The sequence below is a fragment of the Pseudomonas sp. PME37.24/006 genome (assembly GCF_055556635.1).
Genome location: NZ_JBVHNL010000002.1, coordinates 359115 through 379889, shown reverse-complemented (window position 1 = coordinate 379889; position 20775 = coordinate 359115). Strand labels below are relative to the sequence as shown.

Below are 20775 nucleotides of genomic sequence, written 5' to 3'. Positions count from 1 at the left end.
TTCAGGGATGAAGCGGGAAGCCTCGCAGAAGGCTGCCCCGTGCTTTGCGTGACCTGCCATTGACTGATGAGTGCAGTGCTGACGACTTTCACGGCTCCAACCGGAGCCTCGAACAGATAGAGGCGAGCACCATGTTGAGTGAACGAGCAATACCACTGGACCGATTCCAGCGCGATTCGGCCCACAGCAACAACGCGGATTACCTGGAACGCCAGGAGCGATTCGAATCCAATGTGCGCAGTTACCCGCGCAAGCTGCCCCTGGCCATTGCCAAGGCGCAGGGCGTATGGGTGACCGATGTCGAGGGGCGTCGTTATCTCGACTGCCTGGCCGGCGCTGGAACCTTGGCGCTCGGCCACAACCATCCAGCCATCGTCGACAGCCTGTCGAGCTTTCTGGCTTCGGGGGTGCCCATGCATACCCTGGACCTCACCACGCCGCTGAAGGACGCTTTCAGCGAGACCTTGCTCGGCGTGCTGCCGAGCCAGGGCTATTGCCTGCAGTTCTGCGGCCCCTCGGGTGCCGATGCCGTGGAGGCCGCGCTCAAACTGGCCAAGACCGTCACCCGGCGCAGCAACGTGATCGCCTTTTCCGGCGGCTACCACGGCATGACCCACGGAGCCCTGGCAGTGACCGGCAATACCGGCCCGAAAGATGCCGTGGCCTCGCTGATGCCTGGCGTGCAGTTCATGCCGTTCCCCCACGAATACCGTTGCCCGCTGGGCATTGGCGGCGAGGCGGGTGCCCGTACGCTGTCCTACTACTTCACCCAGTTCATCGAGGATGTCGAGAGCGGCGTCTGCCTGCCGGCTGCGGTGATCGTCGAAGCGGTGCAAGGCGAGGGCGGTGCCAACCCGGCCCCCAATCAATGGCTGCGAACCCTGCGCGAGGTCACCCGGCGCCACGGCATCCTGCTGATCCTCGACGAGGTACAGGCCGGTTTTGGTCGCACCGGGCGGATGTTCGCCTTCGAGCATGCCGATATCGAGCCCGACATCATCGTCATGTCCAAGGCGGTCGGCGGCGGCCTGCCACTGGCGGTACTGGCCATCAAGCGCGAGTTCGACGCCTGGCAGCCAGGCGCCCATACCGGCACTTTCCGCGGCAACCAGATGGCCATGGCCAGCGGCATGACCACCCTGCAGATCATTCAGAACGATGCCCTGGCCGAGCAGGCTCAGGTGCGCGGTGACTGGTTGAAGGAGCGCTTCAATGCGCTGCGTGAGCGCTACCCGGTGATTGGTCAGGTGCGCGGTCGCGGGCTGATGCTAGGCCTGGAAATCGTCGACGAGCGTCAGCCTGCCGACGCGCTGGGCGCCCACCCCATGGATGCTGCGCTGTCAGCTGCCATTCAGAGCCACTGCTTCAAGCAGGGCCTGCTGCTTGAACGAGGCGGGCGCAATGGCAGTGTCATCCGCCTGCTGCCGCCTTTGATCATCGACGAGGCGCAGTGCGGTGAAGTGATCGCCCGTTTCGAACGCGCGTTGGACGCCGCATTGGGAGGTGCTCGTGGCTGATCTGTCTGCACGCGCCGTGCGTGCCTACCCAGACCTCGATGCCCAGCCGAGCGACGTCACTCGCATCGATTCCGTGCGTGCCAGCCTGGCGCGGGTGGTCAGTGAAATGGCCGCCTCCCACGCGCTGCTCAACTGCCTGATCAAGGAGTTCGCGCTGCCCGAGAACTGCGCACGTTATGCCTGGCCGTCCCATGTAAGAGGTATAGCACCCGCCAGCTACCTGCGCGCCATTCAGGGCAAGGGCATGCCGCTGGTGATCGATCTGCCGCAAAGGCGGCAGTTTCTGGTATTGGTGGATCGCCGCGATCCGCTCGGCAGCCAGCGTTACCTGAGCGACGTGTACACGCGCCAAGGCGATGCCGACTGGCGTTGCCCGCCGTTCGCCGAATTCGCCACGCAATTGCTGGAGGCCTGCCAGCAACTGACCGGCTCGCGCAACGACGAGTTGCTCGAACAGGTCATGCAGAGCCAGGGCGTTACCGCGGCCATCGTCGACAGCGCGCTGCAGGTGCAGGATCAGCACCCGCTGCGCGACTACCTGGCCAGCGAGCAGGGGCTCTGGTTCGGCCACCCCAACCACCCGGCGCCCAAGGCCCGACTGTGGCCCGAGCATCTGGGGCAGAAGACCTATGCTCCAGAGTTTCGCGCCCGAGTCGCGCTGCATGTTCTCGAAGTCCCCCGTGATGGCCTGCAGGTGCGCGGCAACGACCTGAGCGATGAGCAGGTGCTCGAAGGTTTCGCCAGCCAGGGTCTGGCACGCAGCGGGCGTGCGGCTATCTGTCTGCACCCGGTGCAGGCGCAACTGTTCCTCGCCGACCCGCGGGTCAAGGCGCTGATCGCCCGTGGCGAGATCGTCGATCTCGGCCAGAAGGGCCCGTTGGCCAGCCCCACCGCCTCAATGCGTACCTGGTACGGCGAAGGCCGCGGTTATTTCCTCAAGGGCTCGCTCAACGTGCGCATCACCAACTGCGTGCGCAAGAACGCCTGGTACGAACTGGACAGCGCCATGCTCATCGACCGCCTGTTCACGCGCCTGCAGCGCGAGCACAAGGCCAGCATCGGCGGCGCCACCCTGGTCAGCGAGCCGGGTTCACTGAGCTGGGCCCCGGCGCAGAGCAGCGCCGATGACAGTCACTGGTTCCGTGAGCAGACCGGCGCCATCCTGCGCGAGAACTTCTGCCGCTACGCACCGCCCGAATCCTGCCTGATGGCGGGCACGCTGTTCGCCAGGGATCTGCAACTGCGGCCGCTGATCCATGGTTTCCTGCAGCAGGGATCGAAAAAACCCAGCGACGACCATCTGCTGAGCTGGTTCGAGGCCTACCAGGCGCTGTTGCTGCGGCCGGTGCTGTCGCTGTTCTTCAATCATGGTGTGGTGCTCGAGCCGCACCTGCAGAACGCGGTGCTGATCCACGACAACGGCTGGCCGGCGCAATTGCTGCTGCGCGACTTCGAAGGCGTGAAGCTCACCGACGATCTGGGGGTGAGCTACATCGAAGAGGGCGTGCAGTCGTGCGTTCGCCAGTCGCTGACTTACTCGCGGCAGCAGGGCTGGAAGCGCATCAGCTACTGCTTGTTCGTCAACAACCTGTCCGAAGCGATCCTGGCACTGAGCTGGGACCGCCCGCACCTGGCGGCCAGCATGTGGCAACGGGTCGAGCGCCAGTTGTTCGCGCTGCGTAGTGAACTGGCACGGCCAGCACCGGAGCTGGACGCGCTGCTTGCCGGGGAACCGATAGCCTGCAAGACCAACCTCAAGGTGCGTCTCTCGGCCCAGGCCGACCGCCATGCCGGTTACGTACAGCTGGTGTGCCCGTGGGGCGAGGGGGCAGCCCATGGATAAGCTGCCCACGACCGTGCTCGACGCCATCGAGCAGGCCCGTAGCCGCGCGGCGGATCCCATGGCGGTGTTCGTCTACGACCTCGCTGCACTGGCGCAGCATGTTCGCGAGGTGATGGCCGAGCTGCCAGCGGGCGTGGAGCTGTATTACGCGATCAAGGCCAACAGCGAGGCGCCGATCCTGCAGACGCTGTTGCCCCTGGTGGACGGCTTCGAGATCTCCTCCGGTGGCGAGATCGAGCGGCTGCAGGCGGCTGCCAGCGACAAACCCTTCGTGTTTTCCGGCCCCGGCAAGCTGGACTCCGATCTGCGTGCCGCGCTAAGCCATGGCGTGGCGGCCATCCACGTCGAGAGTCTGAGCGAGATAGAACGCCTGCAACGCATCGGCGCAGAACTGGGCCGTGTGCAGGCGGTGTTCATCCGCATCAACCCGGAACTGCCGGCCACGCTCTCCAGCCGCCTGGCCATGGCCGGCACCGCGACGCCTTTCGGGTTGGACGAGGCCGACGTGCCTGAGGCGATCAGGCGGGTGGAAGCCTGCAGCCATCTGCGGCTGGAGGGCTTCCATGTGCATGCGATGTCCCATCAGCAGCAGGTGGAGCGCCACGAGCAGTTGCTCGATCTTTATCTGCAGCGCTGGGCGCAATGGAAGGCCCTGGCCACGCGGCCTGCGACGATCACTCACCTGAACGTCGGCGGTGGCATCGGGGTGGACTACCTGAGCGGCGAGCGGTTCGACTGGGCGCGCCTGTGCCGCCACCTGGAGCAACGCCTTGGGGCATTGCGCGACGCGCCGGTGGTGCGCTTCGAGCCGGGGCGCTTCATCAGTGCGTTCTGCGGCTACTACGCCATCGAGGTGCTGGACGCCAAATCCAGCCACGGCCAGCACTTTCTGGTCTGCCGCGGCGGCACCCACCAGTTCCGCCTGCCGGTTGCCCAGGGCCATGACCATCCGGTGATCCATCTGCCTGCGGCGGGGCGTACACCGAGCGGTACGCCTCGCCCATGGACCATCGTCGGCCAGCTGTGTACACCCAAGGACGTGCTCAGCCGTGGTCGTCAACTGGTCGATGCCGCCGTGGGCGATCTGCTGGTGCTGCCGCTGGCCGGTGCCTACGGCTACAACATCTCGCATGCCGATTTCCTCTGTCATCCGCGGCCTGAACAGCTGTTCATCGGGGCCGAGGGCCGCCGCGGAGGTGCTGGATGATGGCGCCGGCACGGGCTCCCGTCGTGGCGTCGCGCCGGCTGGTAGTGGTCGCCGTGATCCTCGGTACCACCACCGTGAGCCTCAACAACACCTCGCTGAATCCGGCATTGCCGGCCTTCATCGAGGCGTTCGAGCTGGGCCCGGTGATGGCTACGTGGATCGTGGCGGCCTTTATGGTGAGCATGGGCATGACCATGCCGCTGACCGGCTACCTGGCGCAACGCGTGGGCCGCAAGCTCATGTACCTGGCCGGCCTGGCGCTGTTCGTGGCGGGCTCGCTGCTCGGCGCCATGGCCGACTCCATCGCCTGGGTGATCACCGCGCGGGTGGTGCAGGGCATCGCCAGCGGGCTGATGATTCCGCTGTCGCTGGCGATCATCTTTTCGGTCTATCCGAAAGGCGAGCGGGGTGCGGTCACCGGCCTCTGGGGCGCTGCCGTGATGCTCGCGCCTGCGGTCGGGCCACTGTGCGGCAGCCTGGTGCTGCAGGGGTACGACTGGCGTGCGCTGTTCCTGGTCAACGTCCCCATCGGTCTGCTGGCCTTCGGTCTGGGCGTCAACGTGCTACCGAGGAACGAGGCGGGGGCGGGCAAGCCGTTCGATCTGACCGGCTACCTGCTGGTCGCGGTCGGTATCGGCGTGCTGATGCTCACCGTGGGGCAACTGCGCCACATGCAGGCCCTGCAGGATCCGCTCAACCTGCTCGGTCTGCTGCTGGCGGCGGCTTGCCTGCTGGGGTTCGTCAGGCATCAGTTGCGCCACACGGCGCCCCTGCTGGAGCTGCGTATCTTCGCCCTGAAAGGCTACCGGTCGAGCGTGATCATCGCCGTGGTGCAATCCATCGGCATGTTCGAGTGCCTGGTGCTGGTGCCGCTGCTGGTGCAGATGGTGATGGGCCACAGTGCCATCTGGACCGGTATCGCGCTGCTCTGCACCGCCTTGTCGGCCAGCTTGTTCGGTCACTACGGCGGCAGGCTGCTCGATCGCTATGGGCCGCGGGGTATCGTTTCGCTCGGCTTGCTGCTGACCGGCCTGGCGACCTTCGCCCTGGGCACCGTCGACCACGATGTCGGGATGTTGGCCATCTGCCTGCTGATGGTGGTACGCGGTGCCGGCCTGGGGCTGTCCTACATGCCGGTGACTACCGCCGGGCTGGACGTGCTGCCCGAGGCGCTGATCACACAGGGCGCGGCGATGAACAACATCTCGCGCCGTCTGCTGTCGTCACTGGCCATCGTGCTGGCCTCGCTGTGGCTGCAGATTCGCCTCGGCGATGAGTGGGGGGCAGCCCATGCTGGCGCGGTGCACTCCGGGGCAGCCCAGTCCGGTACGGCCAGCGCCATCGGCGAAGTGTTCATCGCCACTGCGGTTCTGATCCTGCTCGCGCTGCCGTTCGCCTGGCGCTTTCCGCATTCCCCTTCCAACGACCCGGTCGAGCAAGGCTCGGCCCTGTCCGAACACCGTTCATGAGGTGTCTATCCATGTCTTCCTTTTCTCCACTTCGTTTGCCCGAACTCATCGCCCATGCCCACGGCTGGCTGACTCCAGCGAACCCTCAGCGCTACCGCCAGGTGTCGCAACGGGTGATCGGGCAACTGCTGCAAACCCTGCTCTTCGAAGATGTCCTGAGCTATCGCTGCGAGCCACTCGCAGACGGCCGCCAGCGCTTCATCGTCGAAGGGCGCGATGAGCAGGCCCAGGCCGTGGTCGAGTACCGCTGCCTGGGCCTGCTCAGCGACAGCTTCGCCATCATCCGCCTGGATCCGGCCACCCTGCAGCGTGTCGATGCCCAGGGCCAGACCAGCCAGCCGGATCTGCACCAGGCGCTGGCGGAATTGCTTGGCGCCCTGGCCGACGGCCCGCACATGCCACGCTTCATTCAGGAACTGGAGCAGACGCTGCTCAAGGATCTGCAGTCGCGCACCCAGAGCTACTGGCCCGCCGCAGCGCCGCACACCCTGGATGCCGATACCCTGGAACGGCATTTCATGGATGCCCACAGCTACCACCCTTGCTACAAGTCGCGCATCGGCTTTTCCCTGGACGACAACCGTCGTTACGGTCCCGAGTTCGGCCAGCCGCTGGCCGTGGTCTGGCTGGGCATCGCCCGGCAGTTGGGCTCCGCCAATGGCTCGCGGGATGTGGATCTGCAGGCGTTCCTGACGGCTGCATTCGGTCAGCAGCGCTGGGCCGAGATCGACCGCGCATTGGCCGAGCAGGGCCGTTCTCTGGACGATTACTGGCCGATCCCCGTGCACCCCTGGCAGTGGGAGCAGGTCATCGTGCCGACCTTCCAGGCCGAGCTGGCGAGTGGCGAGCTGCTTTACCTCGGCACCTCGGGGGCCGATTACCGGGCTCAGCAGTCGATCCGCACGCTGGCCAACGTCGAGGAGCCCACCAAACCCTACGTGAAGCTCGCGCTGAGCATGACCAACACCTCCAGCACGCGCATTCTGGCGCGGCACACGGTGATGAACGGGCCGATCATCAACGACTGGCTGCAACAGCTGATCGCCACCGACGCCACGGCGCGGGAACTGGGTTTCGTGGTGCTTGGCGAGGTCGCCGGGGTGAGTTTCGACTACGACCAACTGCCGACCATCCGGCAAAGCCAGGCCTACGGCACCCTCGGTGCGATCTGGCGGGAGAACCTCAATACGTACCTGAAACCGGGCGAGCAGGGCGTACCGTTCAATGGCCTCGGCCATGTCGAGAACCGCTACACCGAGGGTGATCAGCAGCCCTTCATCGATGCCTGGATCGTTCGCCATGGCCTGCACGCCTGGGTGCAGCAATTGCTGCGGGTCAGCGTGGCGCCCATCGTGCACATGCTCTATGCCGAAGGCATCGGCATGGAGTCCCACGGCCAGAACATCGTGTTGATCCACCGTGACGGCTGGCCAGAGCGTATCGCCCTCAAGGACTTCCATGACGGCGTGCGCTACTCGCCTGCGCACCTGGCCCGCCCGCACCTGGCGCCACACCTGGTGCCGCTACCCGAGAGCCATGCGCGGCTGAACCGCAACTCGTTCATCCTCACCGAGGATGTCGATGCGGTGCGGGACTTTTCCTGCGATGCGTTCTTCTTCATCTGCCTGGCCGAGCTGGCGATCTTCCTGCGTCAGCACTATGGGCTGGAAGAGGGCGAGTTCTGGCGCATGACCGCCGCCGTGGTGCTCGACTACCAGCGCGAGCACCCGCAGCACGCAGCGCGTTTCGCGGTGTTCGACGTGTTCGCCGCCGAGTACGAAGTGGAAGAACTCACCAAGCGCCGGCTGCTCGGTGACGGTGAGCGACGCTTCAAACGGGTGCTCAATCCACTGCACATCCATGGGCCACGCACATGCTGAGAACCAATCGACTCAAGGCGCAACTGGCCGCGGGCGAGGGGGCCCGTGGCCTGATCGCGTCGATTCCCTCGGCGGCCTCCATCGAGCTGATCGCCGAAGCCGGCTACGACTTCGTGATCATCGATCTGGAACATGTGCTGATCAACCCGGAAACCGTCGAGCACATGATCCGCATCGCCGAGAGCTATGGGCTCACGCCCCTGGTGCGGGTGCCGGACTTCGACCGCAAACGCATGCTGCGGCTGCTCGACGGCGGCGCCCAGGGCATCGTCCTGCCCCAGGTGGAACGGCCGGAAGACCTGAGCGCGGCGATCCGCGCCTGCAAGTACCACCCGCAGGGCGAGCGCAGCCTGAATGCCGGTCGTCCCGGTGCCTTCGGCAAGGCCAGCCTGGCCGAGTACGTCACCCAGGCCAACGGCCAGATCATGGTCGTGGCCATGATCGAGAGCGTCGAGGGCGTGCGTCGTGCCGCCGAGCTGGCCGCAGTGCCGGGGCTGGACATGATCCTCGAAGGCGCTGCCGATCTTTCCCAGTCGTTCGGCACGCCCTGGCGTATCGCCCAGCCCGCCGTGCAGGAAGCGCTGATCGATACCTGGCGCGCCGCCCAGGCTTCCGGCATCCCGTACTGCGCCATACCACGCCAGCCCGATGACCACCTGCGGTGGCTCGAACGCGGCGTCAATACCTTCGTGCTGGGCGACGAACGCGGCATCGCGTTCCGCGCCCTCCAGGCCAGACTGGCCGCCACCTCGACGAGAGGAAACTGATCTCATGACCACCACCAAGCAAGCCATCGCCAACGATCTGGTGATGCAGGACCTGATCGACTGCCTGCTCGCCGAAGACTTCTTCGGCACCCTCGACGCCAACCTGACCGAGCCTGCCGCCTGGCGTGCCGCTCAGCCCGACTCGCCGCTCGCCAGCGTGGAGGCGCCGCACACGATCTGGCACTGGCACTACGACCCGGCCGAGCAGCGTGGCCTGGCGGTGGCGATGCGGGCCGGCATCACCCAGGCCTGGGAGAAGGTGCCGGGAACCCCGGTGCTCGACGTGCAGGGCGGCAGCACCCGGCCGCTGAGCCCCGATGCGTTCATGGCTCTGGCCCTCAAGGGCGTGAAAGTCGATGCGGTCGATAACGACAAGGGCATCGAGCTGTTCATGGACGTGCTGCGTACCAGCGTCCGGCAGACCGCGCTGTCACTCGATCATCAGGTGCCTACGGGCGGCCTGCTGGAAAAGGACGGTGCCGCATTCTTCCTGGCCATGGAGCAGTGGGGCTCGCTGCGCGACCGACCGTTCCATCCCCTGGCCAAGGCCAAGCAGGGCCTGGACGATGCCCAGTACCGGCAGTATCAGGCGGAGTTCGACCAGCCACTGGCGCTCAACTGGGTGGCCGTGGCCAAGGGCAGTCTGACCTTTGGCGACGGCGTCGACGGCCTGGACAGCTGCCAGCCAGCCCACTACATCCTCGACTCCGAGCAGCGCGCAGACCTGGACGCCGAGTTGCGTGCCCTCGGCATCGCTGACAGTCATGTCGCCCTGCCTGTGCACCCCTGGCAACTGGAGCGGGTGCTGCCTGCGCAGCTCGGCGACGCATTCGAGCGGGGTGATTGTCACCGTCTGAACTTCCAGAAGGGCAGCTTCAACCCCACGTCCTCCCTGCGTTCACTGGCTTGCGCGGCGGCGCCGGCCGATCACATCAAGCTGCCGATGGCCGTGTATTCGCTGGGCGCCTCCCGTTATCTGCCCGCGGTGAAGATGATCAACGGCGGGCTGAGCGAAGCGTTGCTGCGCCAGGGCCGGGAGCGTGACGAGGTGCTGCGAGAAACCCTGCACATCTGCGACGAAAGCAAATGGTGGGGCTACATGCCTGACGGCGGTACATTGTTCGACGAGGCGCCACGGCACCTCTCGGCCATGGTTCGTGGCTATCCGCCGAAACTGCTCGCAGACCCCGCCAAGCGCCTGCTGCCCATGGCCGCGCTGGGCACACCGCTGCAGGGCAGTGACCGACATTTCTTCGACGACTGCACCCGTCAGCGCGGTCTGCCTGCGGGCCCGTCCTCGGTGCTGCAGTTGTTCGGCGAGTTGTGCGAGCTGTTCTTCGACGTCAACCTGCGCATGTTCCGCCTCGGCATGCTGGGCGAGGTACACGGCCAGAACGCGGTGCTGGTGTATGAGGCGGGCAAGGTCAGCGGCCTGCTGCTGCGTGACCACGACTCGCTGCGCCTGTACGTGCCCTGGCTGGAGCGCAATGGCATGCTTGACCCGCAGTACCGGATCAAGAAGGGCCACGCCCAGACCCTCTACCACGAGCGCCCCGAGGATCTGCTGTTCTGGCTGCAGACGCTGGGCATCCAGGTCAATCTGCGCGGTATCATCGACACCCTGGAGCGGGTCTACGACGTGCCGGCCGTGCAAGCCTGGCGCGTGTTGCGTGACGCGCTGAACGACCGAATCGCCGACGTGCCATTCGACGACGGAGCCCGCGCGGTGTTGCGTGGCCAGTTGTTCGAGGCCGAGACCTGGCCGCAGAAACTCCTGCTGCGCCCGATGATCGAACGAGCCGGTGGGCCTGGCAGCATGCCGTTCGGCAAGGGGCTGGTTGTTAATCCATTACAAAGGATCGAGTTTGGAAGGTAATAAGGGGTCGTTGTCCAGGCGCACGTTGATGCGCCTGTCCCTGGGAGCTCTCGCTGCAGGTGCAATCCCCCTGGCCAAGGCCGGGCCTGCACCGCAGCGCGTCATCACCTTGTTTCAGGGCGCCACCGATACCGCGGTGGCGCTCGGCATTCGGCCGGCTGGCGTAGTCGATTCGTGGAGCGAGAAACCCATGTATCGCTACCTGCGCCCAGCCCTGGCAGGCGTGCCCCATGTCGGCCTGGAAACTCAGCCGAGCCTGGAGGACATCGCCTTGCTCGCGCCGGATCTGATCGTCGCCTCGCGGTTTCGCCACGAGCGGATTCAGAGGTTGCTCGAACAGCTGTGCCCGGTGGTGATGCTGGAAGAGGTTTTCGAATTTCAGCAGACCCTGCGCGTGATGGGTGTCGCCACCCGGCGCAAGGTCGAGGCGGATGCCTTGCAGGCGAGCTGGGACGCGCGCATCGCAATGCTCAGGGCTCGTTTGCAACGGCATTTCGGCGAGCGCTGGCCGCTCAGCGTGTCGGTGCTGGATGTTCGCGAGGATCACCTGCGCAGCTACCTGCCCGACAGCTTCGCCGGCAGCGTGCTCGGCCAACTCGGTTTCGTCTGGAACGAGCAGGGCCGCAATGCCCAGGGCGTGTCCATCAAGCTCAGCAGCCGGGAAAGCCTGCCGGTGGTGGATGCCGACGTGTTCTTCGTCTTCGGGCGTGCTGACAGCCCGGGCGTACAGCGTCATTACCAGAGTTTGACCGCGCATCCGCTGTGGCAGCGCATGGGGGCGCCACAGGCAGGGCGGGTCTGGTGGGTGGATGGGGTGGCATGGATATTCTCTGGCGGCATCCTCGGTGCCAACCGCATGCTCGACGATATCGAACGCACGATTCTGCCGGGCGACCAGTCATGAGCGCACTTGGCAAGCTGGGCGTTGCACTGCTGATGCTGCTGGCCTGCTGTGCGCTGAGCCTGTCCATCGGCGCCAGCTGGATCGCGCCACGCACGGTGTTCGCCGCACTGCTGCATGCCGACCCCTTGAACATCGAACAACTGCTGGTCAGCACCACACGGCTGTCGCGCACGCTGATGGCGGTGGTGGTCGGGGCCAGCCTGGCGGTGGCCGGCGCACTGATGCAGGCCATGACCCGCAACCCGCTGGCGTCGCCAGGGCTATTTGGTATTAATGCCGGGGCGACGTTTTCGCTGATTCTCTGCCTGTCGCTGTTTTCCATCAGTTCTCCCGAGCAATGGCTGTGGAGCGCCTTCATCGGTTCTGCGGTGGCCGGGGCGCTGGTGTGGCTGGTGGGCAATAGCGGGCAGGGCGCACTCAACCCCTTGCGCATGGTGCTCGCCGGTGCGGCGATCACCGCGCTGTTCACCGCCTTCAGCCAGGCGCTGTTGGTGATCGATCAGCAGGGCCTGGACACGGTGCTGTTCTGGCTGGCCGGCTCGCTCAGCGAGCGCAGCCTGGAAACCGCTCAGCCGTTATTGATCTGCGCGCTGCTGGCCTTGCTGGTCGCCTGCCTGCTCGGTGCCCAGGTCAACGTGCTCAACGCCGGTGTACAGATCGCCATCGGCCTGGGCCAGCGTACCGGGCTGATTCGCCTGCAACTGGGCGTGCTGGTGGTGATGCTGGCCGGCAGCGCGGTGGCCTTGGCTGGTAGCATCGGTTTCATCGGCCTGATCGTGCCGCACCTGGTGCGCCGTCTGATCGGCATCGACCACCGGGTGATGCTGCCCGGCTGCGCGCTGCTCGGTGCCACGCTGCTGCTGGTGGCCGACATCCTCGCCCGGGTGGTGATTCTCCCGCAGGAAGTCCCGGTAGGCGTGATGACAGCGCTGTTCGGTGCGCCGTTCTTCATTGCACTGGCCAGGCGCGGAGGTCGTCATGGTTAAGCGAACGGTTCTACGCTGGCGAGGGTTTTCCCGACGCATCGAGCACAAGGGCTCGTTGCGTCTGCTGCTGGCCGTGCTGTTCAGCGCGGCGGTGATACTGCTGAGCCTGTGCCTGGGCAAGGTCGTGCTGTCGCCGCAGAGCGTTTTGCAGGTGTTGGTGGGCGAGGGCAGTGCGGCCTTGTCGTTCATCGTCGAGCAATTACGCCTGCCGCGCCTGCTGCTCGGTGCGTTGATCGGAGGCGCCCTGGCGGTGTCCGGGCTGATCCTTCAGGCCATCGTGCGCAACCCACTGGCGTCGCCGGATCTGCTCGGGCTGTCCAGTGGCGCCAGTGCGGCGGCGGTGCTGTACCTGTCCAGCTTCGCAGCGGTGTGGGGTATGTGCGGCTTGCCGCTGGCGGCGATGCTCGGCGCGGGGGCCGCTGCGCTGGCGGTCTATACCCTGGCCTGGAAGCAGGGCACTTCACCGCTGCGGCTGGTGCTGATCGGGGTCGGTATCTCGGCGATGCTGGCCGCAGCCACCACCTTCATGCTGGTATTCAGCCCGCTGACCACCACCTTGTCGGCCTATGTCTGGCTGACTGGCAGCGTGTACGGCGCTGGCTGGCCCGAAGTGCGTGCCCTGGCTACCTGGCTGGTCTGCCTGCTGCCGATCCTGATGCTGCTGTCGCGCCATGTGGTGGTTCAGCAACTAGACGAAGGGCTGGCGCGCGGCATCGGCGTACGCGTGCAGTGGCTGCGCGCCGCGTTGCTCGCCGTCAGCGTGGCACTGGCGGGCTCGGCTATCGCCTGGGGCGGAGCCATGGCCTTCGTGGGGCTGATCGCTCCGCACATCGCCCGGCAACTGATCCCCATCGGCTTCGCCGCCCAGGCCTGCATGGCGGCGCTGGTCGGCGCCAACCTGGTGATGCTCGCCGACTTGGCGGGGCGCACCCTGTTTCTGCCGCTGGACCTGCCTGCCGGCATCTTCGTCGCCGTGTTCGGCACCCCCTATTTTCTGTACCTGCTGATCAAACAGCGGCAGTGAGGAATCATCGACATGACCGCGATCGCGAGCCGCAACCTGACCCTGGCGTATCAACGCCAGACCATCATCGACGCCCTGGACCTGGAATTGCCACGCGGCCAGGTCTCGGTGCTGATCGGCAGCAACGGCTGTGGCAAGAGCACGCTGCTCAAGTCCTTCGCGCGGTTGCTCAAGCCCCACTCGGGGACGGTGATCCTCAATGGCGCCGACATCCAGCGCAAGCCGACCGCCGCCGTGGCCCGGGAACTGGCGATCCTGCCGCAGATGCCAGTGCCGCCCGAGGGCATCAGCGTGCGCCAACTAGTCGCTCTGGGGCGCTATCCGTACCAGAGCTGGATGCAGCAGTGGTCCGCCGAAGACGAGGCCGTGGTGGCCCGCGCCCTGAGCCGCACCGGTCTGGATGAGCTGGCCGAACGTCCGGTGGACGCCTTGTCCGGCGGCCAGCGGCAACGCGCCTGGATCGCCATGACCCTGGCCCAGGAAACCGAGCTGGTGCTGCTCGACGAGCCGACCACCTTTCTCGATCTGGCCCATCAGATCGAAGTGCTCGATCTGCTGCGCGAGCTCAACCGTCAGGAGGGCAAGACCATCGTCATGGTCCTCCACGACCTCAATCTGGCCTGTCGCTACGCCGATCACATGGTCGCCGTGCACCAGCGCACCGCCTATGCCCAGGGCAAACCGGCGGACATTCTTACCGAAGCGCTGGTCAAGACGGTGTTCGATCTGGATTGCCGCATCATTCCCGATCCGTTCTTCCATACGCCCCTGTGCATTCCGTTTGGTCGGGACATTCCACGATGAGCTTCAGCGGTGCCGAATGGACCAGCCTGTCAGGCGCGTTGCGATTGCGCCGCGAGGAGGAGCGCGACCGTGGGCGCAGCCTGCCGGCTGCCGAGCTGCTGGGCGAAACCACCTGCATAGCGCTGCTGGATCAGCTCGGCCCGGTGATCCTTTCGCCATCGCGGCGCATCACCGCCTCCCTGCTGGGCAAGCGCCTGTCGTTCCTGCTCACCGGCGCCTGCCTGTACGCGATGTCGGCCTACGACAAAGGGCTGCAGCTTTCGCTGGGCAACACCTTCATCGAGTACGGCCACGACGACGGCGTGTGGACTTCGTCGCTGCCGCTGCACAGCCTGGCGGTCAGCCTACCCGAGGCGGGCGCTCGTGATGACTGGCGCGAGGCTGTGGCCACGCAGCTGTTCGCCGGGCTGTTGCAGCCCCTGTGGGAAACCTTCTACGGCGTCACGGGCGTATCGCGGCGCATTCTCTGGGAAAACACCGCGGTGCGGGTGTACTCGCTGTACGAACGGCGCCTGGCCAAGCTCGACTGCGCCGAAACCCGCCAGCGCTGCACCGAGGACTTTCATTGGCTGACGGAGCAGGCGCCTGGCAACGTGTTCGGCCTCGACTACAACCCGCTCAAGCACTTCAACCGGCCGCTGACGCTGGTCGACGACGGCGCACGTGCCGTGCGCTTTCGCAGAACCTGCTGCTTCTACTACCAGGCCAGCGATCCGGTGGAGTATTGCTCGACCTGCCCATTGATCCGCCCGAGGGCCGCCAGATGACGCTCGCAGCACCCGCCGACAACATTCCCGCCGCGCTGCTCGATGCCTACCGAGGCATCGCCGCGTCGACCATCGGCCACTTTCTGCGTGAGGGCCACATTCACGGCCTGCCGCCGCTGGTGGGCGACGTGCACGTCGTTGGCCGTGTCACCACCGTGCAGATCCACGCGCCGGACGGCAGCGTGCTGCGCGACGCCCTGATCGCCAGCCAGCCCGGTGATGTGCTGGTGGTCGCCAACCTGGGTGAGCAGGGCTGCGCCTGCTGGGGGGAACTGCGTACCATCGCCGCGCGCATCAAGGGCCTGGCCGCAGTGCTGATCGACGGCCCGGTGACCGATGTGCGCGCCCTGCGAGCGCTCGGTCTGCCGATCTTCTGCAGCGGCGTCAGCGCCTACACCACGCGCTCCCTCGGTGAGCACGGCGCGGTGAACGTGCCGGTGACCATCCGCGGCGTCAACGTGCAGCCCGGCAATTTGCTGGTGGCCGACGACGATGGCATCTACGTGCTCGAGGCCGGACAGGCCGCTGGCTTGCTGGAGCGCTTGCAGAACAAGGAAGCCGCCGATGCTGCACGGCGCGCCGAGTTGCAGGCGCGGCTAGACCAGGTGGTGGGCTGAAGCCCGCCCTACACGCGTCCCGAATGGGGATCGGCAATGGTGGATGAAAAAAGCGTCATCCACTCTACGGAGGGAGGGGCACAGGTAGGGTGGGCTTTAGCCCACCAATTCCGCGACAAGCTAGCAGGACGACGGCTGGACAACGCTCTGTCTGTCCACCACGGCGATCTCGGGCCCGTGCCCCTGGCTGATCATCCAGCGCAGCAGGCTGACCAGCGGCACCTTGTGATCGCGTGTGGCTCCCCAGATGGGCTGGTCTTCGCAATACAGCTCGGTATAGCGGCTGAGCACCAGGTGGCGGCCATCGGCGTCGAGGCGCAGTTCGAGTTCACGGCAGTGCAGCGACGCCCTGTCCGGCGTTCTTATCCGCCGATGTAGAACCAGCACGTCGTCGTTCATCATTGCGCTCCATTCTCGCAGCCATGAGCCAGATCCAGTTCGGCACCGAGTTTCCCTTCGCTCACGAAGTGCGCCCGGCGCTCGGCCACGGCGTTACGCAGCGCTACGTAGTAGTCGGCCTCTTTTCTCAGCTCGTCGGTCAGCGGCAGGGCCTCCGCGCGGCCATCGACGATGCCGCCCACGGTATCCACCGTGCTGAGTGTTTCCACCGTATCGCTGCCACCGAACGGCGACACCGCGAAACTCAGCACCTTGCCCGTGGCGTCGCGCAGGTTGCCGGTGCCCAACAGCGGCAGTTCGACGATGGGGCCGTTGGCGATATTCCACACACCGAAGGTCTGGCCGAAGTCGGCGTCGTGGCGCTCCATGCCCAGCCGCCCGGACACATCCACCAGACCAACGATGCCCACCGTGGTGTTGAGCGCGAAGCGCCCCAGCGTGGTCACCGAGCGCCGCCCGTTGCCTTGCAGCAGGTCGTTGATGAATACCTTGGGCTCGCCGAAGTTAGCCACGAAGTTGTGCACGCCGCTCTGCACGAAGCCCGGTAGGTGCCGATAACCTCGAGCGACCGGAGACAACGCGTAATCGTCCACCGTCCGGTTAAAGGCGAAGATGCCGCGGTTGACCGGCTCGGCAGGGTCACGGGGTTCGTAGGCCGCCGCCTGACAGGCGGCACTGCTGCCGGCTGGTGGCGAGCTCGCGCAGCCACTGGCAAGTGCCACGGCAGCGGCAAGTGAAAGGCTGCGGACGAAGGGAGAAGCGAGGGTGATGGTCAGCATTGTGAAACCTCGATGGGGGATGCACCCATGCTGCCTCCGAGGTTTTGCTCGGGAATGTCTCAACTGTTGCAACAGCGCAGCTTTATTGCCGAATTGAAATATATGACGCGCCCGCGCCAATGGTTTTAGATAGCCGCTCCAGAACCTGCCGGCAGCGAGCTTTACGTGATCCATTTACTGCTTGTCGACGATGACCTCGAAGTCCTCGCCCTGCTGAAGAAATTCCTCGAACAACACGGCTATTGCGTCGATGTGGCAACCGACGGCAACAGCCTGTGGCAGGCGATGGAGCGGCAGTTGCCGGATCTGGTCATCCTCGACGTCATGCTGCCCGGCGAAAGCGGCCTGGTGCTCTGCCAGCGCCTGCGTAGCGAGCACGCGGTGGCGGTGATCATGCTCACCGCCATGGGCGAACTCAGCGATCGCGTGGTGGGCCTGGAACTGGGTGCCGACGACTACCTGACCAAGCCCTTCGACGCCCGCGAGCTGCTGGCCCGGGTACGGGCGGTGCTGCGCCGCACGGGAGAGGTCAAGAGCGTACTGAACGATAAACCGCGGCCAACCCTGGAGTTCGCCGGCTGGCAGCTGGACGTCACCCGCCGTGAGCTGCGCTCGCCGGACAAGGTGATGATTCCGCTCTCCGGCGGTGAGTTCGAACTGCTGCTGGTGTTCGCCGAACATCCGCGTCGAGTGCTGAGTCGCCAGCAACTGCTCGACATGACCCGCGGCGAAGCCTTCGAGGCCTTCGACCGCAGCATCGACGTGCAGGTCAGCCGCCTGCGCCGCAAGCTGGAGGGCGATGTCTGTGCCTCGCCGATGATTCGTACCGTGCGCAACAGCGGCTACCTGTTCACGCCCAACGTACTGGTGAAACGATGAAACTGCTGGAGAGGCTCAATCGTCCCAGCGATACCGTGGCGCGCTGGATCGCCCTGACCACCATGGCGGCGATGTTGACGGCGCTGGCCCTCACCTGGTTGCTCAGCCAACTGGCCGGCGTGTGGGCACGACCGCCGCTGCTGGAGACCGGTTTGCTGGAGCGGCTGGCCAGCATCAGCCGCATCATCGACGCAGCACCACCCGAGCAGCGGCCGGCCATCGCCCGATCCGCCAGCGATGAAACCTATTCCACCACCTGGTTGCTGACATACGAAGAGGCCAGCCTGCCACCGGCGGATGAGGACGTCGGGTTTCGCACCGGTGAGGACTATTTACGCAGTCAGTTGCGAAATCCCAACGCGAGGATAGAAGGTTACGAGCCTGCCGACTGGCCATCGGATCAGCCGGGCGCGGGTTATGCCTTGATGGTTGAAATGCACGATGGCAGCTGGGTGAAATTCTCGGCATTGACGCGCATCTGGGGCCTGAATGAGTTGCCTCGCGGCCTCATCATCGTTGCTCTGGTCTTGCTGTCGACCATCATCGTCGCACTGGTCGCCACCCGTCATCTGGCCGCGCCCCTGGAGCGCTTCGCCCGCGGTGCGCGGCGCTTCGGCAGTGACTTCCGCGCGCCGCCGATTGCCGTGGAGGGGCCGCAGGAAATCCGCCAGGCCATCGTCGCCTTCAACGCCATGCAGGCTCAGTTGCAACACTTCATCAACGACCGCACGCAGATGCTCGCCGCGATCTCCCACGACCTGCGCGCGCCGCTGACACGTATGCGCCTGCGCGGCGAATTCATCGACGACGCCGACCAGCAGGCCAAGCTGTTCCGCGACGTGGACGAGATGCAGGTGATGGTCAACAGCGCCCTGGAATTCTTCCGTGACGACGCGCGCCTCGAACCGGCGACCGCCTTCGACCTGGCCGAGCTGCTGCATACCATCGTCGACGACTACAAGGATGCTGGCATCGAGGTGCAACTGAGCGGCCCGAGTCGGGTGGTTTACGTCGGTCGTCCTATCGGCATCAAGCGCATGCTGACCAACCTGCTGGACAACGCTATCCGCTACGGCCAGGAACCGGCCATCGAGCTAGGGGAGGGCGCGCACGTAATCAATATCCGCGTGCTGGATCGTGGGCCAGGCATCGCTGAAGAGCATCTGGATGAGGTATTCAAACCTTTCTTCCGCATCGAAGGCTCGCGCAACAAGCATACCGGTGGCGTTGGCCTGGGCCTGTCAGCCGCCCGGGCCACGGTGCTGGAGCACGGCGGTACGCTGACGCTGCGTAATCGCAAGCAGGGTGGCTTGATGGTTTGCGTGGTGCTGCCTTTCGCCTAAACCCAAGGGATTCTGCTAAAAGCGTCATGCCCACAGCGCTGCAATGCTGATCGCTCTGGTTTACCCACTCCTCGGCTCAAAAACGCCACTGCAGGGACGTGGAATCCCATAGGGTTTCCAGTCATGATCTTATGCGCAGTCGTTATTTGACCAATCGTTCAACAATGCATAGGGTGTGCGACCGTTTTCCCGCCAGAAGTACTTATGACCAGCCGCTCTAAACTGCCAGCTACCGTCTACCTGCTAGGGGCGACCATCTTCTCGTTGGTCACTGCCGAATTCATGGTCGCCGGCATGATGCCCGCCTTGGCCGATGCGTTTTCAGTGAGCCTGGCGCAAGTTGGCAACCTCATCGCGCTTTACGCACTCGGCATGGCTTTGGGTGGGCCACCGGTGACCATCCTGCTGCTCGCTCGGGGCATCAGCAATAAACGCGCGCTGGTCGGGCTGCTGACCGTGTATGTGGCGGCCGGCGCACTTGCCGCGGCAGCACCGAACTACTCGGTGCTGGCGTTGGCGCGGATCATCATGGGCGTGTCCAGTGCTGCCTGTATCGGTTTGTGCATGACGGTCTGTGCTGCGATGGTCGAGCGTGAGGCGCGGGGCAGGGCAGTGTCGGTGGTGCTGGCAGGGCTGATGCTTTCGCCTGTGGCGGGCGTACCGATGACGGCCTGGATCGAACATCATTTTGGCTGGCGTGCCAGCTCCTGGGCGGTGGTGCTGCTGGCTCTCATTTGCACCACTTTTGCGGCGTTGCGCTTGCCGGCCAGTGACGCCGGCCAGGCAGGGCTGCGGCGGCAGTGGGCGACACTCGGTAACCGTAGCCTGTGGGCGGCGTACCTCACCAGCGGCCTGATCATCGGTGCCACGTTCGCGGCATTCAGCTATTGCACACCCATTTTGATCGAAGAAGTCGGCATATCGCCTGGCCAGGTGGCACCGCTACTGGCGCTGTATGGCGTGGCTAATTTGCTGGGTAACATGGTTGTGGGGCGTGTTGCCGAGAGTCATACGTTCGTCGCACTGGGTTGGGGCCTGGGCCTATTGGTGCTTGCCCTGAGCGGCTTTGCCCTGGCCGGTGATCAGCTTTGGTTGAACCTCGGATGTTTCATCGCCATTGGTCTGACCGGCGTGGCGCTGAACCCGGCAATGGTCGCTCGGGTGATGAAAGCGGCTGAATCCGGACCGCTGGTCAATACGCTGCACACCTCAGTGATAACCGCTGGACTGGCCTTGGGAAGCTGGGCGGGCGGTGCCGCAATCGAGTCGGGTTATGGCCTGCGCGCGCCACTGTGGGTCGGCGCCGGACTGGCCTTGCTGGGGCTGCTGAGTGTGCTCAGGCCGCTAGCCTTGAGCCGAGCCCCAAACGGCTGTGCTCGAGCCTAATCCAGGCAATTGGCTACGGCGTAAAGAGCCGCAAAAGATGACTGACCCAGGCGCTGGCCCATTCGTTAGCCGCTTCGGCAAAAGCATGGTTATCCCTGCCAGGAATGACTCCGGGTCAGTGGCTAACGCAGCTGTCCAGTAGGACATTTCCGCCAAGCCATTCTACGGATAGTCACGCAGTGGGGGTCGGTAGCCTGTGGTTGAGCACAGCAATACCCAAGGCAAGCCTGGCGCCGCGTCAGGATTGGGGCTGGTATCAGCTCTGGGAGCCGTCCCGGGTACCCGGCTACGGAGTGTGTTGCGGTATTCAGGGCACGCTTTCTTATTT

Annotated in this window: 18 protein-coding genes; 16 read left to right on the top strand and 2 right to left on the bottom strand. The window is 65.3% G+C overall.

What is annotated here, in order from left to right:
• Nucleotides 1-131: 131 nt before the first annotated feature.
• The 13 genes from ACZ3GY_RS07215 (at nt 132) to ACZ3GY_RS07155 (ending at nt 15661) form a co-directional block, all read left to right on the top strand.
• Nucleotides 132-1517 (top strand): diaminobutyrate--2-oxoglutarate transaminase, encoded by a 1386-nt coding sequence (locus ACZ3GY_RS07215; RefSeq protein ID WP_465909488.1) that lies wholly within the window; start codon nt 132-134, stop codon nt 1515-1517.
• A 106-nt stretch (nt 1518-1623) separates the two neighbouring features.
• A complete protein-coding gene (locus ACZ3GY_RS07210; RefSeq protein WP_465910015.1) occupies nt 1624-3360 on the top strand; it encodes an IucA/IucC family protein in 1737 nt (578 codons plus the stop codon).
• Entirely contained in the window at nt 3353-4567 is a 1215-nt protein-coding gene (locus ACZ3GY_RS07205) for a type III PLP-dependent enzyme (RefSeq protein WP_465909486.1), read from the top strand. The genes ACZ3GY_RS07210 and ACZ3GY_RS07205 overlap by 8 nt, the downstream gene beginning before the upstream one ends.
• Nucleotides 4564-6036: a DHA2 family efflux MFS transporter permease subunit gene (locus ACZ3GY_RS07200; RefSeq protein ID WP_465909485.1), complete on the top strand. Its 1473-nt coding sequence runs from the start codon at nt 4564-4566 to the stop codon at nt 6034-6036. Before ACZ3GY_RS07205 ends, ACZ3GY_RS07200 begins: the two co-directional genes overlap by 4 nt.
• 11 nt (nt 6037-6047) lie before the next feature.
• The gene (locus tag ACZ3GY_RS07195) at nt 6048-7916 is read left to right on the top strand and encodes an IucA/IucC family protein (protein ID WP_465909484.1); all 1869 of its coding nucleotides are present in this window, start codon (nt 6048-6050) and stop codon (nt 7914-7916) included.
• Nucleotides 7910-8683, top strand: coding sequence for an HpcH/HpaI aldolase family protein (locus ACZ3GY_RS07190; RefSeq protein WP_465909483.1), 774 nt, complete (start codon nt 7910-7912; stop codon nt 8681-8683). The genes ACZ3GY_RS07195 and ACZ3GY_RS07190 overlap by 7 nt, the downstream gene beginning before the upstream one ends.
• Nucleotides 8684-8687: 4 nt before the next feature.
• Complete coding sequence (locus tag ACZ3GY_RS07185; protein ID WP_465909482.1) at nt 8688-10559, top strand: IucA/IucC family protein; 1872 nt, start codon at nt 8688-8690, stop codon at nt 10557-10559.
• Between the two features lie 28 nt (nt 10560-10587).
• Nucleotides 10588-11463 carry an ABC transporter substrate-binding protein gene (locus tag ACZ3GY_RS07180; RefSeq protein ID WP_465909481.1) on the top strand — a complete coding sequence of 292 codons (876 nt, stop codon included), beginning with the start codon at nt 10588-10590 and terminating at the stop codon, nt 11461-11463.
• Nucleotides 11460-12449: a FecCD family ABC transporter permease gene (locus tag ACZ3GY_RS07175; RefSeq protein WP_465909480.1), complete on the top strand. Its 990-nt coding sequence runs from the start codon at nt 11460-11462 to the stop codon at nt 12447-12449. Before ACZ3GY_RS07180 ends, ACZ3GY_RS07175 begins: the two co-directional genes overlap by 4 nt.
• Nucleotides 12442-13473 carry a FecCD family ABC transporter permease gene (locus ACZ3GY_RS07170; protein ID WP_465909478.1) on the top strand — a complete coding sequence of 344 codons (1032 nt, stop codon included), beginning with the start codon at nt 12442-12444 and terminating at the stop codon, nt 13471-13473. Before ACZ3GY_RS07175 ends, ACZ3GY_RS07170 begins: the two co-directional genes overlap by 8 nt.
• 12 nt (nt 13474-13485) lie before the next feature.
• The gene (locus ACZ3GY_RS07165) at nt 13486-14277 is read left to right on the top strand and encodes an ABC transporter ATP-binding protein (RefSeq protein ID WP_465909477.1); all 792 of its coding nucleotides are present in this window, start codon (nt 13486-13488) and stop codon (nt 14275-14277) included.
• Nucleotides 14274-15044, top strand: a complete 771-nt coding sequence (locus ACZ3GY_RS07160; protein WP_465909476.1) for an IucA/IucC family C-terminal-domain containing protein — start codon at nt 14274-14276, stop codon at nt 15042-15044. Before ACZ3GY_RS07165 ends, ACZ3GY_RS07160 begins: the two co-directional genes overlap by 4 nt.
• Entirely contained in the window at nt 15041-15661 is a 621-nt protein-coding gene (locus ACZ3GY_RS07155; protein WP_465909474.1) for an RraA family protein, read from the top strand. Before ACZ3GY_RS07160 ends, ACZ3GY_RS07155 begins: the two co-directional genes overlap by 4 nt.
• Before the next feature lie 120 nt (nt 15662-15781).
• Here ACZ3GY_RS07155 and ACZ3GY_RS07150 read toward each other — a convergent pair whose 3' ends face one another.
• Complete coding sequence (locus tag ACZ3GY_RS07150) at nt 15782-16060, bottom strand: hypothetical protein (RefSeq protein WP_465909473.1); 279 nt, start codon at nt 16058-16060, stop codon at nt 15782-15784.
• Nucleotides 16060-16839: an MlaA family lipoprotein gene (locus tag ACZ3GY_RS07145; RefSeq protein ID WP_465909472.1), complete on the bottom strand. Its 780-nt coding sequence runs from the start codon at nt 16837-16839 to the stop codon at nt 16060-16062. Before ACZ3GY_RS07145 ends, ACZ3GY_RS07150 begins: the two co-directional genes overlap by 1 nt.
• 165 nt (nt 16840-17004) lie before the next feature.
• Between ACZ3GY_RS07145 and ACZ3GY_RS07140 the strand changes: the two genes are divergently transcribed.
• From ACZ3GY_RS07140 to ACZ3GY_RS07130, 3 genes are all read left to right on the top strand, one after another.
• Nucleotides 17005-17718, top strand: coding sequence for a response regulator (locus tag ACZ3GY_RS07140; protein ID WP_465909471.1), 714 nt, complete (start codon nt 17005-17007; stop codon nt 17716-17718).
• Nucleotides 17715-19061: an ATP-binding protein gene (locus tag ACZ3GY_RS07135; RefSeq protein WP_465909470.1), complete on the top strand. Its 1347-nt coding sequence runs from the start codon at nt 17715-17717 to the stop codon at nt 19059-19061. Before ACZ3GY_RS07140 ends, ACZ3GY_RS07135 begins: the two co-directional genes overlap by 4 nt.
• A 204-nt stretch (nt 19062-19265) precedes the next feature.
• On the top strand, nt 19266-20447 hold the full coding sequence (locus tag ACZ3GY_RS07130) for an MFS transporter (protein WP_465909469.1): 1182 nt from the start codon (nt 19266-19268) through the stop codon (nt 20445-20447).
• Nucleotides 20448-20775: the final 328 nt, after the last annotated feature.

Excerpts from the sequence above, each read along its gene's own strand:
- ACZ3GY_RS07215 (WP_465909488.1), top strand. The coding sequence starts at position 132 with ATGTTGAGTGAACGAGCAATACCACTGGACCGATTCCAGCGCGATTCG.
- ACZ3GY_RS07210 (WP_465910015.1), top strand. The coding sequence starts at position 1,624 with ATGGCCGCCTCCCACGCGCTGCTCAACTGCCTGATCAAGGAGTTCGCG.
- ACZ3GY_RS07205 (WP_465909486.1), top strand. The coding sequence starts at position 3,353 with ATGGATAAGCTGCCCACGACCGTGCTCGACGCCATCGAGCAGGCCCGT.
- ACZ3GY_RS07200 (WP_465909485.1), top strand. The coding sequence starts at position 4,564 with ATGATGGCGCCGGCACGGGCTCCCGTCGTGGCGTCGCGCCGGCTGGTA.
- ACZ3GY_RS07195 (WP_465909484.1), top strand. The coding sequence starts at position 6,048 with ATGTCTTCCTTTTCTCCACTTCGTTTGCCCGAACTCATCGCCCATGCC.
- ACZ3GY_RS07190 (WP_465909483.1), top strand. The coding sequence starts at position 7,910 with ATGCTGAGAACCAATCGACTCAAGGCGCAACTGGCCGCGGGCGAGGGG.
- ACZ3GY_RS07185 (WP_465909482.1), top strand. The coding sequence starts at position 8,688 with ATGACCACCACCAAGCAAGCCATCGCCAACGATCTGGTGATGCAGGAC.
- ACZ3GY_RS07180 (WP_465909481.1), top strand. The coding sequence starts at position 10,588 with ATGCGCCTGTCCCTGGGAGCTCTCGCTGCAGGTGCAATCCCCCTGGCC.
- ACZ3GY_RS07175 (WP_465909480.1), top strand. The coding sequence starts at position 11,460 with ATGAGCGCACTTGGCAAGCTGGGCGTTGCACTGCTGATGCTGCTGGCC.
- ACZ3GY_RS07170 (WP_465909478.1), top strand. The coding sequence starts at position 12,442 with ATGGTTAAGCGAACGGTTCTACGCTGGCGAGGGTTTTCCCGACGCATC.
- ACZ3GY_RS07165 (WP_465909477.1), top strand. The coding sequence starts at position 13,486 with ATGACCGCGATCGCGAGCCGCAACCTGACCCTGGCGTATCAACGCCAG.
- ACZ3GY_RS07160 (WP_465909476.1), top strand. The coding sequence starts at position 14,274 with ATGAGCTTCAGCGGTGCCGAATGGACCAGCCTGTCAGGCGCGTTGCGA.
- ACZ3GY_RS07155 (WP_465909474.1), top strand. The coding sequence starts at position 15,041 with ATGACGCTCGCAGCACCCGCCGACAACATTCCCGCCGCGCTGCTCGAT.
- ACZ3GY_RS07150 (WP_465909473.1), bottom strand. The coding sequence starts at position 16,060 with ATGAACGACGACGTGCTGGTTCTACATCGGCGGATAAGAACGCCGGAC.
- ACZ3GY_RS07145 (WP_465909472.1), bottom strand. The coding sequence starts at position 16,839 with ATGCTGACCATCACCCTCGCTTCTCCCTTCGTCCGCAGCCTTTCACTT.
- ACZ3GY_RS07135 (WP_465909470.1), top strand. The coding sequence starts at position 17,715 with ATGAAACTGCTGGAGAGGCTCAATCGTCCCAGCGATACCGTGGCGCGC.
- ACZ3GY_RS07130 (WP_465909469.1), top strand. The coding sequence starts at position 19,266 with ATGACCAGCCGCTCTAAACTGCCAGCTACCGTCTACCTGCTAGGGGCG.